Origin of the sequence: Streptomyces sp. NBC_00576 (assembly GCF_036345175.1) — a bacterium.
Classification (GTDB): Bacteria; Actinomycetota; Actinomycetes; order Streptomycetales; family Streptomycetaceae; genus Streptomyces.
Genome location: NZ_CP107780.1, coordinates 3,831,377 through 3,847,484 on the forward strand (window position 1 = coordinate 3,831,377; position 16,108 = coordinate 3,847,484).

Below are 16,108 nucleotides of genomic sequence, written 5' to 3' on the forward strand. Positions count from 1 at the left end.
CATCGTCATGGCTTTGGCTTCCTTCCGGTGGTTCTGCGAACCGGTTGTTCTGCGAAACGGTGCGGCCCCCCGGAGTAGGCGCGCGACCAACTCCGGGGGGCCGTACGGGAGTTACTTGGTGAGATGGTCCGGGCCGAAAGCCTGGGGAAGCATCTCGGAGAGGGGCAGGATGCCCGCCGGGGTCTCCAGCAGCAGGGTCGCGCCGCCGAACTCGTACAGCAGCTGCCGACAGCGACCGCACGGGACGAGGACGTCGCCCTTGCCGTCCACGCACGTGAAGTGCGTCAGCCGGCCGCCCCCGGTGAGCTGGAGCTCGGACACGAGTCCGCACTCGGCGCACAGGCCCAGCCCGTACGACGCGTTCTCGACGTTGCAGCCCGAGACCGTGCGGCCGTCGTCGACCAGGGCCGCGACGCCGACCGGGTAACCGGAGTAGGGGGCGTACGCCCGGGACATCGCGTCCCGGGCCACCGCCCGCAGCTTCTCCCAGTCGACCGGCTCGACCGGCTCGGCGTTCGTGGGCCCGGTCTCCGTCACTTGCCCTGCCCCCTGCGGTACGGCATGCCGTCCGCCTTCGGCATCCGCAGGCGCTGCGCCGAGAAGGAGAGGACGAGCAGGGTCACGATGTAGGGCGCCGCCGTCACGAGCTGGCGGGGGACCTCGTTCGTGTTGACGTACCAGACGAACATCAGGGCCGAGATGGCCGCGGTGACCACGGCGGGCACGTACCGCTTCTTCCACACCAGGTAGGCCGCACCGACCACCAGCAGGATCGCGAGGAGCAGGATCAGCGCGTGCACGTTGGTCGTGCCGCCGCGCAGGTTGAGGCTGTCGGTGTAGCCGAACAGGCCCGCGCCGAGGGCGAGTCCGCCCGGCATCCAGTTGCCGAAGATCATCGCAGCGAGGCCGATATAGCCGCGCCCTGCCGTCTGGCCGTCGAGGTACACGTTCGAGGCGACGATCGACAGGAACGCGCCGCCGAGGCCGGCGAAGCCGCCCGAGATGATCACGGCCAGGTACTTGTACTTGTAGACGTTGACGCCGAGCGACTCGGCCGCCACCGGGTTCTCACCGCAGGAACGCAGCCGGAGGCCGAAGGCGGTGCGCCACAGGACCCACCAGGTGCCGGGTACGAGGGCCACCGCGATGACCGTCAGGGGCGAGAGGTCGGTGACCAGACCACCGACGAGGCCCGCGATGTCCGAGATCAGGAACCAGTGCTTCTGGTTGAGCGTGTCCAGCCAGCTCGACAGCCCTGGGATGTCGAAGGTGCCCAGCGAGTCGATCGGCGGGGACTGCTTCGAGGAGCCCCCCTCAGCCTCCTCGAAGGTGAACTTCGACAGGTACCGGGCGGTGCCGAGGGCCAGGATGTTGATGGCCACACCGGAGACGATGTGGTTGACGTTGAAGGTCACTGTCGCGATGGCGTGCAGGACGGCGCCGAGGCAGCCGCCGATGATGCCGAAGACGATGCCCACCCACGGGCCCCACTGGTAACCGGCCCAGGCGCCGAACCAGGTGCCGAGGATCATCATGCCTTCGAGGCCGATGTTGACGACGCCCGCGCGCTCGGACCACAGACCGCCGAGGCCGGCCAGGCCGATCGGGACGGCGAGCCGCAGGGCCGTCGACATCTGACCGGTGGACGTGATGCCGTCGGCGCCTGTGATCAGGCGCACGATCGACGTCAGGATCAGCACACCCGCGATGATCAGCAGGAGTACCGGGAGCGAGATCCGGCGGCTGCCCTTGCCGGGCTGCTGCGCCTGCGGCTTGGCGATGGTCTGGGTGCTCATCGGGCCGCCACCTCCTTCTGGGTGGTGTGGTTGTCGGCGGCGGCTGCGGCCAGTTCGGCGCCCACCTGACGCTGCTGGCGGCGCAGGCCCCACTGACGTACGGCCTCGTACGAGATGACGACCGCGAAGACGATCAGGCCCTGCATGATGGTGGCGATCTCCTTCTCGTACGCCACCGGGGTCGCGTAGTCGAGGGCGGGGGACGCCTTGTCGAGGAAGGCCCACAGCAGGGCGGCGAACGCGATGCCGCCGGGGTTGTTGCGGCCGAGGAGGGCGATGCCGATGGCGGTGAAGCCGAGGCCCGCGGGGAAGCTCAGGCTGTAGGTGTGGACCTCGCCGAGCAGCAGCGGCAGGCCGGACATGCCCGCCACACCGCCGGAGATCAGCATCGAGATGAGGACCATGCGCTTGGCGTCGACGCCGGAGGCCGCGGCGGCGGACTCGGACTCACCGGTGGCCCGCAGGTCGAAGCCGAAGCGGGTGCGGTTGAGGACGGCCCAGTACAGGATGCCCATGAGGACGGCGAGGAAGACCAGGCCGTAGATCTCGCCGACGTCCGCGCCGAGGTCGATGCCCGGGAACCAGCCGGACTCCTTCAGCACACCGGTCGTGTTGTTGTTGCCGACCTGGACACCCCAGTTGTCGGAGAGCATCAGCCAGCCGATGAGGCTGGTGGCGATCGCGTTGAGCATGATCGTCGCGACGACCTCGCTGACTCCCCGGGTGACCTTCAGGATGCCCGCGATTCCGGCCCAGAAGGCGCCGGTGAGCATGGCCACCAGGAGAAGCAGGGGGATCTGGAGGAAGGACGGCAGCGAGACGTTGGCGCCGACCGCGGCGGCCATCATCGCGCCGAGGCGGTACTGGCCGTCGACGCCGATGTTGAACAGGTTCATGCGGAAGCCGAGGGCGACCGCGAGGGCGGCGATGTAGTACATCGACGCCTGGTTGACGATCAGGACCTGGACGTCGGAGAACGACGCCTGTTCCAGCATCAGGGAGTACGGCTCGAACGGGTTTCGGCCCGAGGCGAGCAGCACGATCGAGGTCAGGGCGATCGCCGCGACGAGCGCGATGACCGGCCCGGCCAGCGCGAGGAGCAGCCGCTCCTTGTCGAACTTCTTCATCGGGCCTCGTCCTCCGGGGCGGTGTCTGCCGCGCTGGCTTCGGTCGCTGTGCTCGCTGCGGGTTCTTCGACGTGCTCCAGGTGGCCGGACGCGGCACCCGTCATGGCCGAGCCCAGTTCCTCCGGCGTGATGGTGGCCGGGTCGGCGTCGGCGACCAGCCTGCCGTTGTAGATGACGCGCAGGGTGTCCGACAGGCCGATCAGCTCGTCCAGGTCGGCGGAGATCAGCAGCACGGCCAGGCCTTCGCGGCGGGCCTCGCGGATCTGGTCCCAGATCTGCGCCTGGGCTCCGACGTCCACACCGCGGGTGGGGTGGGCGGCGATCAGGAAGCGCGGCTTGTGGGTCATCTCACGGCCGACGATCAGCTTCTGCTGGTTGCCGCCGGAGAGGGAGGCGGCGGTGACGTCGATGCCGGGGGTGCGGACGTCGTACGCCTCGACGATCCGGCGGGTGTCCTCCTGGGCGCCCTTCGGGTCGAGCCAGAAGCCGCGCTTGCCCTTGCTGTTGGGCTTCTCGGTGACATGGCCGAGGATACGGTTCTCCCACAGCGGGGCTTCGAGGAGCAGGCCGTGACGGTGGCGGTCCTCGGGGATGTAGCCGATGCCCTGTTCGCGGCGCTTGCGGGTGGGCCAGGCGGTGATCTCGTCACCGGCGAGGGCGATGGTGCCGGAGTCGGCGCTCTTGAGGCCGATGAGGGCCTCGATCAACTCGGTCTGGCCGTTGCCCTCGACGCCGGCGATACCGAGGACTTCGCCCGCGTGGATGGTGAACGTGACGTTGTCCACGGCGAGTTTCACCGTGCCGCTGTGCACCTCGGACATCAGCAGGCCGGCCGATGTCTGGTTGCTGAGCTGGATCGTGCCCTTGTCGATGACGATGAGGTCGCGGACCTCGATCACCGGGCGGTCCGTCACCGTCGACTCACTGGTCTCCGGCGTCGGCAGCTCGCTGCCCACCATCAGCTCGGCGAGCTGACGCGGGGTCGTCTCGGCGGGGACGGCCGTGCCGACCGTCGTACCGCGCCGGATGACGGTGATCTCGTCGGCGACCGACAGGACCTCGCCCAGCTTGTGGGAGATGAAGATGACGGCCAGGCCCTCGGACTTGAGTTCGCGCAGGTTCTCGAAGAGGGCGTCGACCTCCTGCGGGACGAGGACGGCCGTCGGCTCGTCGAGGATGAGGGTCCTGGCGCCCCGGTAGAGGACCTTGAGGATCTCGACGCGCTGACGGTCGGCGACGCCGAGGTCCTCGACGAGGGCGTCGGGGCGGACGCTGAGCCCGTAGCGGTCGGAGATCTCCCTGATCTTCTTGCGGGCGCCGCCGCCGATGCCGTGGAGCTTCTCGCTGCCCAGGACGACGTTCTCCAGGACGGTGAGGTTGTCGGCGAGCATGAAGTGCTGGTGGACCATGCCGATGCCGCGCGCGATGGCGTCGGCGGGCGACGAGAAGGCCACTTGTTCACCGTCGACCGCGATGGTGCCCTCGTCCGGCTTCTGCATGCCGTAGAGGATCTTCATCAGGGTGGACTTGCCGGCCCCGTTCTCGCCGACGAGGGCGTGCACGGTGCCCTTTTTGACCGTGAGGTGGATGTCGTGGTTGGCGACGACACCGGGGAACCGTTTGGTGATGCCCGCCAGCTCGACCGCGGTCGTCGACTGAGCGGTGGGCGGAGGGCTGCTGGACGCGTCGATGGCGCACTCTCCTTGGGAAAGGGGCCTCTCTACGCGCGTAGCGCCCCTGCTTTAAAATAGTGCCCGGACCTGATCGGACTTGATCATTTACTGATTGATCCGTACCGATCCGTACTGTGCCAGTCCGGGCGTTCTGCTGCGCGAACGGGGTGCGGATCGGCCATCCTCTCCGCACCCCGTTCCGTGGCCGTATCGCTGTTATTACAGCGCCCGACCGGTCACGCTCAAGTCCCCTGACGTCAGGAGGTCTTGACCTTGATCGAACCGTCCTTGATGCCGGCCTCGGCCTTCTTCAGCGCGGCCTGGAGCTCGGCGTTGTCCTTGAAGACCGGGTTGGAGTCGGCGAGGCCCACACCACCGGAGGCAAGGTCGGCGCGGACGACACCGGTCGCGGGCTTGCCGTCCTTGACCGACTTGGCCAGGTTGTAGACCGCCCCGGCGACGTCCTTCAGGGCCGACGTCAGGATCGAGTCCTTGTACTTGGCCAGCGCGTCCTGCTTGTACTGGTCCGAGTCGACACCGATCGCCCAGATCTTGTGCGCGGCCGCGGCCTTGATGACGCCCTGGCCGGAGAGACCGGCGGCGGCGTAGATGACGTCCGCCTTGGCGTCGATCTGGCCCTCGGCCGCGTTCTCGCCCTTGTCGGGGCTGGCGAAGCCGCCCTCCTGAGCGGTCTCGGTCAGGTACTGCGACTTGACCGTGATGCCCTTCTTGGTGTCCTCGACGCCCTGCTTGTAGCCGGCCTCGAACTTGTGGATGAGCGGGATGTCCACACCGCCGACGAAGCCGACGACGTTCGTCTTGGTGGTGAGGGCGGCCGTGACACCGGCGAGGTAGGAACCCTGCTCCTCGGTGAAGACCATGTCGGCGACGTTGCCGGCCTTGATCTGGTCGTCGTCGATGATGCCGAAGGTCACCTTCGGGAACTTGACGGCGACCTCCTTGACGGCGGGCGCGTAGGAGTAACCGACGCCGATCACCGGGTTGTAGCCCTGCTTGGCGAGCTGCTCCAGGCGCTGGGCCTTGTCCGCGTCCGACTCGCCGTCCTGCGGCTCGACGGCCTTGCTCTTGTAGCCGAACTCCGCGTCGGCCTTGTCCATACCTGCGGTCGCGGCGTCGTTGAAGGACTGGTCGCCCTTGCCGCCGACGTCGTAGGCGAGGGCGAGACCCTTGCCCTCGCTGTCGCTGCTGCTGGAGGACGAGGACGAGCTGCCACAGGCAGAGGCAGTGAGGGCGAGGGTGGCGGACGCGATACCCGCAACCGCGATTCGGGACAGCCGGCGCATGGGAAGGGACTCCTTTGTGCAAGCGCCATACCAGGCGCAGGTTCCGCCGCAGCGTAACGCGCGTAGACCAGACGGAAAACCCCAACTGTCCGGTCCGTTATCGAGCTGTGGCCGCAGTCGCCGCCCACACTACGGACAGGAACGCGCCCCTCGCGGGAAGCAAGCGGCGTATACGCAGGAACGATGCCCGGCCGGGCGTATCAAGCGAGACCGGGTCAGCGGTCCGCTGACCGAAGGTTGACCAAAGCCGGGACAAGGTTGACCGAGTACAGACACAGTCAAAACCAAGCCCGCCCTACGTTCTGGCGCATGCCCCCACAGCCACCTCCCTCCTCCAGGGCGCCCCTTGCCCGTACCGCGCAGGCCTCCCGCCCCCCACTACCCGTGTTGCCGTACCGCAAGCCCACCAAGGGCCGCGACTACTGGGTCCTCGACGACGTCCTGCCCGGCGTGGACGCCGTACGCGAGCGGTGCCTCGCCAAGGACGACTGGACCGAGGGCCACCCGTACACCTCGGAGAGCTGGCCCGGGCTGCGGGCCATGCCGGGTCTCGAACCCGCCGAGCTGGGGCGGATCGAACGGCTGGTCCGGCAGGCGACCGGCGCGAAGGAACTCTGGGTCCAGCAGGCCCCCGGCGGCGGCACCCTCAACCACAACTGCGTCCAGGTGGTCGGCGAGGGCGAGAGCACGCCCCGTCCGCACACGGACTCACGGGCACTGTGCCGGTACGCGGCCGTGCTCTATCTCAACCCGGGCGTCCCCAAGGACTGCGGCACCAGCTTCTTCCGCCAGTCCCTGCCCGGTGGACGCCTCGGCGGCAACACGGTCCAGGCCCCGCACAACAACCTCGTCGAGGCGCTGGGCACGCGGTTCGTGGCACCGGACGCCTTCGAGGAGGACGTACGCGTCCCGCACAAGTACAACCGTCTGCTCCTGTACAACGCCAACCTCGTGCACAGCGCGACCGGTTACTGCGGGACGACGCTGGCGGAGAAGCGGATGACGGCGGTCTTCTTCTGGATGGCGTGAGCGGCGGTTTTCCCCGGTTCTGGCGTACGACTTCTCCAGAACGACGAGCAGCGCCCCGGTCTCGTGGACCGGGGCGCTGCTCGCTGTCCGACTCGGCTCATCGCCCTGTCGGTGTCACTTCGTGTTGACGGTCACCTTGCCGTCGATGATGTCCTGCTTGGCCTTGTCGACCGCGGCCACGACGTCCGTCATCGCCTTGTACTTCGGGTTGGTGTCGGCGAACCCGACGCCGCCCGACTTGAGGTCGGCGCGCTGGACACCGGTCAGCGGCTTGCCCTCGTACACGGACTTGGCCAGGTCGTAGACCGCGCCGCCGACGTTCTTCAGGGCCGAGCCGAGGATGTAGTCCTTGTACGCGGCGAGCGCCTGCTGGCTGTACTGGTCGGAGTCGACACCGATCGCCCAGATCTTCTTGGAGGCGGCCTCGGAGATCACGCCCTGACCGGACAGACCGGCTGCGGCGTAGAGCACGTCGGCCCCGGACTCTATCTGGCCGCTCGCGGCGTCCTTGCCCTTGTCGGGGCTGGAGAAGCCGCCCTCCTGCGGGGTCTCCGTCAGGTACTGCGACTCGATCTTGATGCTGGGGTTGACGGACTTGGCGCCCTGGACGAAGCCGGCCTCGAACTTGTGGATGAGCGGGATGTCCACGCCGCCGATGAAGCCGATGTGGTTCACCTTCGTCACCTTGGCGGCGGCGACGCCGGCCAGGTAGGAGGCCTGCTCCTCGTGGAAGACGAGGTCGGTGACGTTCTTCGCGCTGACCTGCTCGTCGTCGATGATGCCGAAGGAGATCTTCGGGAACTTGGCGGCGACCTCCTTGACGGCGGGCGCGTAGACGAAGCCGACGCCTATCACCGGGTCGTAGCCGGCCTGGGCGAGCTGCGTGAGGCGCTGGACCTTGTCCGCGTCGGACTCGCCGTCCTGCGGCTCGATGTCCCGGCCGCCCATCTTGAACTCCGCGTTGGCCTTCTCGAAGCCGGCGTAGGCGGCGTCGTTGAAGGACTGGTCGCCCTTGCCGCCGATGTCGTAGGCGAGGCCGATGCCCTTGCCCGTGTACTTGCCGGACGCATCGTCGGAGCTGCCCGCGCTGGTGCTGGTCTTACCGCAACCGACAGCCGTGAGGGCGACGACCGCGACGGTCACCGCAGCTTGAGAGAACCGAGTCCTCCGAGAAATAAGACGCACAGCAGGCACCCCTTCATCCCCACGGCACCGTCCCCGGCCCGCTTTCCCAATGCGCCACCTGCGGCAGCGATTGCGGCGCACAGTAACGCGCGTAGACAGGGAGGGGAACGGGGTTGTGGAAGGCCGTTATCGATTCGTGCCGAGAGGGGTTACGTTTACGCACTCACGGTTACGCGGGAGTGAAGCAAAAGGATGAAGGCGCCCGAAACGGGCACGGGAGGGGCGCCGCGCCTGGTGCCCTGGAAGTACCCCTCCCCAGCCGTTCCTACGCCTTCCGCTCCAGCGCGTCGATCAGCGCGGCGGCCGTGAACATTTCCACGCCGACCGTGATCGCGTGCTCGTCGGCGTCGAAGTCGCCCTGGTGCAGATCGCGCACCCCCCGCTCCCCCGGCTTGCGCACGCCGAGCCGGGCCATCGCGCCGGGCACGTGCTCCAGGTACCAGGAGAAGTCCTCGCCGCCGAGGCTCTGGGTGGTGTCCTCGACGGAGTGGGCGCCCCGCCGGGAGGTCATGGCGTCGCGCAGCAGCTCGGTGACGTCCGCGTCGTTGACGACGGGCGGCACCCCTCGGACGTAGGTGATCTCGGACTTGGCCCCGTACAGGTTGGCGATCTCGTCGACGGCCGCGTGGACGAGGTCGGGCGCCTGGTGCCAGGTCTCGAGGTCGAGGCACCGTACGGTCCCGGAGAGCTCGGCGTGCTGCGGAATCACGTTGCAGGCGTGCCCCGACTCGATCCGCCCCCAGACCACGGAGAACCCGCTGCGGGCGTCCACGCGGCGGGCGACGAGCGTAGGCACGTCGGTGGCGACGCGGGCGGCGGCGGTGACGAGGTCGGTGGTGAGGTGGGGGCGCGCGGTGTGACCGCCGGCGCCGTCGAGGGAGATCTCCAGCCGGTCGCAGGCGGAGGTGATGGGCCCGTGGCGCAGCCCGATCCGTCCGGCGTCGACCCTCGGGTCGCAGTGCACGGCGATGATCCGCCCGACCCCGTCGAGCGCGCCGCACTCGATCGCGTCGACGGCGCCGCCGGGCAGCACCTCTTCGGCGGGCTGGAAGAGCAGCCGCACCGGCCGCGGCAGCAGGCCCTGCCGGTGCAGGTCGGCGAGGACGAGCCCGGCACCGAGAACGACGGTCGTGTGCACGTCGTGGCCGCAGGCGTGGGCGCGGCCGGGCTCGGTGGAACGGTACGAACACTCACTCTTCGTGTCCGGGATGGGGAGGGCGTCGATGTCGGCACGCAGGGCGAGCACGGGCACGGCGGTGCCGCTGTCCTGGCCCTCGGGGTCGACGCCGATGTCACCGATGTCACAGATGAGCCCGGTTCCGGTGTCGAGCACACGCGGCTTGAGGCCGGCCTTCTCGAGCCGTGCCTTGATCGCGGCGGTGGTGCGGAACTCCTGGTTGCCGAGCTCCGGGTGCATGTGCAGGTCGCGTCGGAACGCGACGAGTTCGGCGCGCAACGCCTCCGGCAGTGTGCCGGGAAGCGCGGCTTCCCCGGGGAGATCGGCCTCGGACTCTCGGTACATCAATTGGTTCACCCTCTGAAGGGTAGGACGCCCTGGCGGTGGAATGACCCACGATCAACAAAATTTCAACCTGTTAGAGGAAGAAAATCTGACCGCCAGAGGCATACTCGCTAACTGGGATGGGTAGACTCGCGGCCCTTTCCCGGCAGCCGCTTCCGTCTCCCTGCGTCCACGATGCCACGCCGTCCACCGCGTCGACGGAACCGTCCACCCACCGAAACGTCCACGGTCACATCACATGAACTCTCGCCGTCGCCCGCGAGAACGCCCCCTCCCCCGCACCGCCCCCGGGTAACGTGCACCTACGTGACCGCCCCGAACCAGACGTCCGTACCGGACTCCGTACAGGCCTCCGTACCGGACTCACCGGACTTCCTCCACGCCACCCGAGCGTCCTACGACGCCATGGCCGCCGACTACACAGAGCGATACTCGGACCACTTGGCGGACCTCCCCCTGGACCGCGCCCTCGTCGCCGCCTTCGCCGAGCTGGTGCGGGCCCGGGGCCCCGAGCCCGTCGCGGACATCGGTTCCGGCCCCGGCTACGTGACCGCGAGACTGCACGCCCTCGGCGTACCGGTGTTCGGCGTGGACCTGTCCCCGCGCATGGTGGCGCTGGCCCGCCAGGCCCACCCCGAACTCCGGTTCCATGTCGGCTCGATGACGGCTCTGGATCTCCCGGACGAGACTCTGGGCGGAGTCCTGGCCCTCTACTCGATCATTCACGTCCCGGACAGCGACCTGCCCACGGTGTTCGCGGAGTTCCACCGCGTCCTGGCCCCCGGCGGCCACGTACTGCTCGGCTTCCAGGCGGGCCCCGAGGACGACCACCTGCACCTCACGGAACGCTTCGGCCACGAGATGTCCCTGGACTACTACTTCCGCACCCCGGACCGGGTGGCCGAACTCCTGACCAAGGCGGGCCTGACCCTGCACGCGCAAACGGTCCGGGAGCCGTACGAGGAGGAGACGCGCCTGCGCGCGTACTTGCTGGCGCGGAAACCGGTGGCGTAGCCCGGGGCAGTGGCGAGCATCATCGGCGTATGGCACGCCTCCACGACATCGTCGTCGACTCGGCCCACCCCGCCTCGCTGGCCCGCTTCTGGGCCGCCGCGCTCGACGGATACGCCGTCGCCCCGTACGACGAGGCCGAACTCGCCCGTCTTCGCGGGCTGGGAATCGCCGGACCGGAGGACGACCCGACGGTTCTTCTGGTGCCGCGGGACGGCGGCCCCCGGCTGTGGGTCCAGCTCGTCCCGGAGCCCAAGCGCGTCAAGAACCGGCTGCACCTGGACCTGTCGACGCCGGACCTCAGCGCTGAGCTCGACCGGCTCACGGCTCTGGGCGCCACCGTCTTTGCCCGCTACGACGACCATGTCGTCCTGCTGGACCCTGAGGGCAACGAGTTCTGTGTGGCGGCGGGCGCGTGAGAAACCTCACGGGGTGAGGTGTCGCGGGGTGGCGGTGGAACGGGCGTTCAGCCCGTCGCCTTCGCTTCCTTCGTCGGGCGGCCCGACTCCGTCGACACGCGCTGCACGTCCCGGGCCGATCCCGTGACGCCCGACAGGAACCCCTGTGCCCGTGGTGACGCGTTCGCGGTCAGCCAGGCCGGGTCGATGTCGCAGACGGCGACCTTGACGTCCGTGCCCGCCAGGGCCAGGGGGAGGGTGTGGACGACCGTCGAGGGGAAGCTGAGGATCGTACGGCCGATGGGGCCGCGGCGGGCGATCAGTTCCAGGGGGAGGTCCGGGCGGACCACCTCCAGGCCTGTGCAGGCCGCCAGGTCGTGGAGTTTCTCGGGGCTTTCGCGGCGGTGGGCGAAGTAGCGCGTCACGCCGTGGGCCTTGGCCAGCGTGCGGACCGCCTCGCGGTAGCGGTCGGCGTCGACCACGCCTGTTTCGACCAGCGAGGTGCCGACCATGTCCGCGCCCTCGGAGATGTGCGGGGGGCCGAAGCGGGAGCGGGTCCAGGCGAAGTCGTTGTACGTGACCTCGACGCCCTTGGGAGTCTCCTCGATCGGCATCGAGGAGAAGATCTCGACCCGGCGCCTGCCGCCCGGGGTCAGCCGGCGGCGGGCCTTCGACGACACCGGGATGAACAGCAGGTCCCGCGCTCCGGGGCGCTGGGACTTGCGGTGCCAGCGCACCAGGCGTTCACCGCGGGCGAGCTGGGAGACGAACTCCATGGTCGCCGTGCCGTCGTCGACCACGACGAGGTCGCGGGCCTTGGTGATGTTGAGAAGTACCTGTACGTAACGGGAGAACGGGTCCCCCATCACGATCCGCCGTGTCCTGCGCAGCAGGGGGGCGAGGCCGCCGATCGTACGGAAGGGCGCCGACGTACCGTCCCGCGCGTCCTCCCAGCGGACCTCGTGGCCCTCCTCGCGGGCGAGCTCGGCCATACGGCGCAGCTGGCCCCGGGTCATCGGATCGACCGGGGAGAGGACCACCAGGGTCAGTCCGCCACCGGCAGGTTCCCGGAGGATCTCCGGCCGGCTCTGGCCTCTGCGCCAGCGACGCGACGCCTGTCCGGGGACTTTGCCCTTTTTGCGGGCGGAAACAGCCGGCGCCGGACCGCCGGCCCCCTCCGGGCTAGGCGCATGCGCATGCACATGCGCCCATTCCAGCACGTTCAGAAGCTGGACCGGGCTCTCGACGAAGGCGAGAGTTTGGGGGCCGGTGGTACCGGCGCGTGGGCTCATCGACGTACAACCGTCGCTTCCGTGAGTACGGACTGGGGGATCCGCGTGGACGGAGTGGTCACCGGCTGACGCCGGTGAAGCCGCTGAGTGGTGCGGATCAGGCGGTGACGGGCTCGCCCGCCGCAGCCGCGACCTCGGCGTCGGCGATGACGCCGGTGACGCGACGGAGCTTCTTCATCGGGCCGATCTCGGACTCGTAGACCTTCTTGACGCCGTCGCCGAGGGACTCGGAGATGGTGCGGATGTCACGGACGAGGCGGACCAGACCCTGCGGCTCGACGGAGGCGGCCTGGTCGGAGCCCCACATCGCGCGGTCGAGGGTGATGTGACGCTCGACGAAGGTGGCACCGAGGGCGACCGCGGCCAGCGTGGTCTGCAGGCCCGTCTCGTGGCCGGAGTAGCCGATCGGGACGTTCGGGTACTCCTTCTCCAGCGTGTTGATCACGCGGAGGTTGAGCTCCTCGGCCTTCGCCGGGTAGGTCGACGTCGCGTGGCAGAGCAGGATGTTGTCGCTGCCCAGCACCTCGACCGCGTGACGGATCTGCTTCGGGGTGGACATACCCGTCGACAGGATGACCGTACGGCCGGTCTTGCGCAGGGCGACGAGCAGCTCGTCGTCCGTCAGGGACGCGGAGGCGACCTTGTGGGCCGGGACGTCGAACTTCTCCAGGAACGCGACGGCCTCGGTGTCCCACGGGGAGGCGAACCAGTCGATGCCGCGCTTCTTGCAGTGCTCGTCGATCTGGCGGTAGTCGTCCTCACCGAACTCCACACGGTGGCGGTAGTCGATGTAGGTCATGCGGCCCCAGGGGGTGTCGCGCTCGATGTCCCACTGGTCACGCGGGGTGCAGATCTCCGGGGTGCGCTTCTGGAACTTGACCGCGTCGCAGCCGGCTTCGGCGGCCACGTCGATCAGCTTGAAGGCGTTCTCAAGGTCACCGTTGTGGTTGATGCCGATCTCGCCGCAGATGTAGACGGGCTGACCGGGGCCGGCGGTCTTCGAACCGAACGAGCGCAAGCGGGTGGAGGTCATGACTTTGGTTCCTTACTTCTTGTTGAGGGGGTCGAGAGAGGGGCCGAGGATCCAGCTGGCGATCTCTCGGATCGCGCCGTCGCCGCCGGGAACGGTGGTGACCGCGCGTGCGGCGCCGCGCACAACGTCGTGGGCGCTCGCGACCGCCACGGGCCAGCCCACGAGGGCGAAGCACGGGAGGTCGTTGACGTCGTTGCCGACGTAGAGCACGCGCTCCGGCGCGATGCCCTGCTCCTCGCACCACTGCTTCAGCGCGAGGTCTTTCCGGTCGATGCCGTGCAGCACGGGCAGCTGTAGCTTCCGTGCGCGGGCGGCGACTACCGGGTTCTGTTCCGAGGACAGGATCAGCATCTTGAGGCTGCTCTTGCGCAGCGCTGCGATGCCGAGTCCGTCTCCGCGATGCACGGAGACGAACTCCCGTCCCTCGGAGTCGATCAGCACCCTGTCGTCTGTCTGGGTGCCGTCGAAGTCGAGTACGACCGCGTCGATGTCGTCGGCGGTCGGGAGGGCGCCGGGGCGGTTCGCGTCGAAGAGCGTCGCGAGGGCCCGGGCGCGGGCGAGGTCGTGCGGGTCGTCGATCTCCAGCACGCGGGCCGGGTCGGTACGCACGGGTTCGGTGTGACCGAAGAAACGGTGCTTCGACCGGCGGAAGCCCGTCGCGTTCATGGCGTAGACGGCGCCGGTCTCCAGGAGGTCCTGGGGGCGGTCCTGGCGGCGGGGCCGGAAGGACTTGTCGTGATTTACGCCATAGCCGCCGCCGACGGTCACCGTCTCGGTGGCCACGGAGCCGGTGCCGCCCTCGACGGCCGTGCGCTCGCCGGGCACCGCCTGCGGGTCGTCGGCGGCGTCGCGCCAGATGAAGCCGTGGAAGGGGGCGACGGTCAGCGCGCTGTCCGCACCGTTGTGCACGACCGCGTTGACGACGCCGTCGACGTCCTCGCGGACGATGAACGGGCTGGTGCACTGCACGAGCAGGACCACGTCGACCTTGGTGCCGTGCAGTGTCTCGTGGGCGTCCATGGCGTGCAGGACGGCGGCCTCGGAGGTCGCGGTGTCACCGGCGATGGCGGCGGGGCGCAGCACGACCTCGGCGCCGGCCTGGCGGGCGGCGGCGGCGATCGCCTGGTCGTCGGTGGAGACGACGACGTCCGTGACCAGCTTGGCCGCGAGGCACTCGCGCACCGCGCGGGCGACCAGCGGGACCCCGCCGACGGGCAGCAGGTTCTTCGCGGGGACGCCCTTGGAGCCGCCTCTCGCGGGAATGACCGCGAGCACGCGGGGCCGCGCGGTCGCTCGGCCCGCTTCCGGGTTGGACTCCGGGTTGGACATTGCCTGTACTCCTTGACGCTCTTCGCGTGCTTGACGGGGAATCCGGTGGGTCACAGCTCCCCCATCCGCCGGATCACGGGCGCGACGCGCTGCACGCCGTGCCGGTAGGCGCCGCGGGCCGCGCGACGCACGATCTGCCGCACCGCTCCCGGCTCCTTGTCGGCGGCCGGCGCTCCGGGCAGCGGAACGCCGTCGGGGCCGAGGTGGTGCCGAGCGAGAATACCCGGCAAATATCCGGGAGCCGTCATCGGTGTGTAGTACGGGGCCAGGGGCGGAAGTTTCGAGGATCCCAGAAGACGGTCGATCCTGTCGCGTGCCGCGTCGAACGCCGTCTCGTACGAGCCATCAGCAGCGACACCTTGGCGGGCCACCCAGTGGGCGTCCGGAGCGGGCTGGTGACCCGCGTCGAGCTGCTCCCAGGAGGCGAGGCAGCCGGAGCCCACGAAGTGGTGGTTGCCGAGCGCCTCGCGCACGCCCAGGTCGCTCAGCACGACGGTCGGGATGCTGCGGTGCAGGGACTCCAGCGCGGCCGTGGAGCTGATGGTGACCAGCAGGTCCGTACGGTCCAGGACCTCGCCCATGTGCCCGTAGACGAGCTTGAAGTTGGGCGGAAGGTCGGCGCGCTGGGCCAGTTTCTGGTACGGCAGTTCCTCGATGTGCGTGGTGTGCTCGCCGGGCTTGGAGCGCAGCTTGAGCAGCACCTCGCGCTCGGGGTGCAGCGTGGCGTGCTGCACGAGCCGGTCCAGCAGATACGTACGGTCCTTGCGGCTCTCCGGGACGGAGGGCTGAGCGGCGAACACCACCGTGTACGGGTGACCATGCTCACCTGTGTAGGACGCGCCACCCAGGAAGGGGAGTGCGACTTCGGTCACAGAGGACGAATCGGCACCGACGCCGTCGTATACGGCCTTGAATCGGTCGGCGTCCTGGCGGGAGTTGGCGAGAACCAGGTCGGCGCCGTGGCGAAGCAGGAGGCCGTCGGTGAGCTTCTCGTAGACGACACCGACATAGCCGGTGACGACCACGGGTCGCTCGGCGTTGTCCGCCCAGACCTGGCCGAGGCCGTGCAGCATCGCCTGGACACCGCCGCCCACCAGGGCGAGCACGAGGATGTCGTACGACTCCTGCTCCATGGCCCGCAGGAACTCCAGGGCGGTCACCTCGCGCAGCGAGTCGGCTTTGACGCCGACCTCCTGGAGCTGGCGGGCCGTGGGCGTGGCCCTGCCTCTGAGGAGGTAGCCGTCGAGGTGAATGTCTGAATTATCAGGAGAAATACGACTGGCGGTGAGTGCACCCCATTTCCACCGAGTGTCGGAATCGGCGAGGACGGCGACCCGCATGGGGCTCGAGGTACTGGCTGGCACGCCCAAGACCTTAAGCCGACATGGGGTGCTTCCGCCCAATCCCGA

The 16,108-nt window shown here is 69.0% G+C and carries 14 protein-coding genes; 3 read left to right on the forward strand and 11 right to left on the reverse strand.

Translation table 11 applies throughout. From position 1 onward, the window contains the following. Window positions 1-111 precede the first annotated feature (111 nt). The 5 genes from OG734_RS16150 to OG734_RS16170 form a co-directional block, all read right to left on the reverse strand. A complete protein-coding gene (locus tag OG734_RS16150) occupies window positions 112-537 on the reverse strand; it encodes a cytidine deaminase (RefSeq protein WP_330288198.1) in 426 nt (141 codons plus the stop codon). Continuing rightward, the gene (locus OG734_RS16155) at window positions 534-1,796 is read right to left on the reverse strand and encodes an ABC transporter permease (RefSeq protein WP_330288199.1); all 1,263 of its coding nucleotides are present in this window, start codon (window positions 1,794-1,796) and stop codon (window positions 534-536) included. The genes OG734_RS16150 and OG734_RS16155 overlap by 4 nt, the downstream gene beginning before the upstream one ends. Continuing rightward, window positions 1,793-2,923, reverse strand: coding sequence for an ABC transporter permease (locus OG734_RS16160; protein WP_330288200.1), 1,131 nt, complete (start codon window positions 2,921-2,923; stop codon window positions 1,793-1,795). The genes OG734_RS16155 and OG734_RS16160 overlap by 4 nt, the downstream gene beginning before the upstream one ends. Next, window positions 2,920-4,614 carry an ABC transporter ATP-binding protein gene (locus OG734_RS16165; protein ID WP_330293677.1) on the reverse strand — a complete coding sequence of 565 codons (1,695 nt, stop codon included), beginning with the start codon at window positions 4,612-4,614 and terminating at the stop codon, window positions 2,920-2,922. Before OG734_RS16165 ends, OG734_RS16160 begins: the two co-directional genes overlap by 4 nt. A 239-nt stretch (window positions 4,615-4,853) precedes the next feature. Beyond that, entirely contained in the window at window positions 4,854-5,900 is a 1,047-nt protein-coding gene (locus OG734_RS16170; RefSeq protein ID WP_330288201.1) for a BMP family lipoprotein, read from the reverse strand. A gap of 309 nt (window positions 5,901-6,209) precedes the next feature. Between OG734_RS16170 and OG734_RS16175 the strand changes: the two genes are divergently transcribed. After that, window positions 6,210-6,929 (forward strand): DUF6445 family protein, encoded by a 720-nt coding sequence (locus OG734_RS16175; RefSeq protein ID WP_443064866.1) that lies wholly within the window; start codon window positions 6,210-6,212, stop codon window positions 6,927-6,929. A gap of 114 nt (window positions 6,930-7,043) precedes the next feature. Here OG734_RS16175 and OG734_RS16180 read toward each other — a convergent pair whose 3' ends face one another. Together OG734_RS16180 and OG734_RS16185 are read right to left on the reverse strand one after the other, a co-directional pair. Next, window positions 7,044-8,072, reverse strand: a complete 1,029-nt coding sequence (locus tag OG734_RS16180; protein ID WP_330288202.1) for a BMP family lipoprotein — start codon at window positions 8,070-8,072, stop codon at window positions 7,044-7,046. A 307-nt stretch (window positions 8,073-8,379) separates the two neighbouring features. Beyond that, window positions 8,380-9,636, reverse strand: coding sequence for an amidohydrolase (locus tag OG734_RS16185; RefSeq protein ID WP_330293679.1), 1,257 nt, complete (start codon window positions 9,634-9,636; stop codon window positions 8,380-8,382). Window positions 9,637-9,942: 306 nt separating this feature from the next. On the opposite strand from OG734_RS16185, the gene OG734_RS16190 reads away from it, so the two are divergent. Then, on the forward strand, window positions 9,943-10,650 hold the full coding sequence (locus OG734_RS16190) for a class I SAM-dependent methyltransferase (protein ID WP_330288203.1): 708 nt from the start codon (window positions 9,943-9,945) through the stop codon (window positions 10,648-10,650). A 29-nt stretch (window positions 10,651-10,679) separates the two neighbouring features. After that, entirely contained in the window at window positions 10,680-11,066 is a 387-nt protein-coding gene (locus OG734_RS16195) for a VOC family protein (RefSeq protein ID WP_330288204.1), read from the forward strand. 47 nt (window positions 11,067-11,113) lie between these two features. On the opposite strand, the gene OG734_RS16200 is transcribed toward OG734_RS16195, so the two are convergent. The 4 genes from OG734_RS16200 to OG734_RS16215 form a co-directional block, all read right to left on the reverse strand. Further along, window positions 11,114-12,337, reverse strand: coding sequence for a hypothetical protein (locus tag OG734_RS16200; RefSeq protein ID WP_330288205.1), 1,224 nt, complete (start codon window positions 12,335-12,337; stop codon window positions 11,114-11,116). A gap of 97 nt (window positions 12,338-12,434) precedes the next feature. After that, window positions 12,435-13,370 carry an N-acetylneuraminate synthase family protein gene (locus OG734_RS16205; protein WP_327697289.1) on the reverse strand — a complete coding sequence of 312 codons (936 nt, stop codon included), beginning with the start codon at window positions 13,368-13,370 and terminating at the stop codon, window positions 12,435-12,437. Between the two features lie 12 nt (window positions 13,371-13,382). Then, on the reverse strand, window positions 13,383-14,699 hold the full coding sequence (locus OG734_RS16210) for an N-acylneuraminate cytidylyltransferase (protein WP_330288206.1): 1,317 nt from the start codon (window positions 14,697-14,699) through the stop codon (window positions 13,383-13,385). A gap of 50 nt (window positions 14,700-14,749) precedes the next feature. Beyond that, window positions 14,750-16,039 (reverse strand): DUF6716 putative glycosyltransferase, encoded by a 1,290-nt coding sequence (locus tag OG734_RS16215; RefSeq protein WP_443065090.1) that lies wholly within the window; start codon window positions 16,037-16,039, stop codon window positions 14,750-14,752. Window positions 16,040-16,108: the final 69 nt, after the last annotated feature.

Bases quoted from the DNA above. Each gene is read 5' to 3' on its own strand.
- OG734_RS16215 (WP_443065090.1), bottom strand. From the start codon at position 16,039: ATGCGGGTCGCCGTCCTCGCCGATTCCGACACTCGGTGGAAATGGGGT.
- OG734_RS16175 (WP_443064866.1), top strand. From the start codon at position 6,210: ATGCCCCCACAGCCACCTCCCTCCTCCAGGGCGCCCCTTGCCCGTACC.
- OG734_RS16200 (WP_330288205.1), bottom strand. From the start codon at position 12,337: ATGAGCCCACGCGCCGGTACCACCGGCCCCCAAACTCTCGCCTTCGTC.
- OG734_RS16205 (WP_327697289.1), bottom strand. From the start codon at position 13,370: ATGACCTCCACCCGCTTGCGCTCGTTCGGTTCGAAGACCGCCGGCCCC.
- OG734_RS16170 (WP_330288201.1), bottom strand. From the start codon at position 5,900: ATGCGCCGGCTGTCCCGAATCGCGGTTGCGGGTATCGCGTCCGCCACC.
- OG734_RS16195 (WP_330288204.1), top strand. From the start codon at position 10,680: ATGGCACGCCTCCACGACATCGTCGTCGACTCGGCCCACCCCGCCTCG.
- OG734_RS16155 (WP_330288199.1), bottom strand. From the start codon at position 1,796: ATGAGCACCCAGACCATCGCCAAGCCGCAGGCGCAGCAGCCCGGCAAG.
- OG734_RS16185 (WP_330293679.1), bottom strand. From the start codon at position 9,636: ATGTACCGAGAGTCCGAGGCCGATCTCCCCGGGGAAGCCGCGCTTCCC.
- OG734_RS16210 (WP_330288206.1), bottom strand. From the start codon at position 14,699: ATGTCCAACCCGGAGTCCAACCCGGAAGCGGGCCGAGCGACCGCGCGG.
- OG734_RS16160 (WP_330288200.1), bottom strand. From the start codon at position 2,923: ATGAAGAAGTTCGACAAGGAGCGGCTGCTCCTCGCGCTGGCCGGGCCG.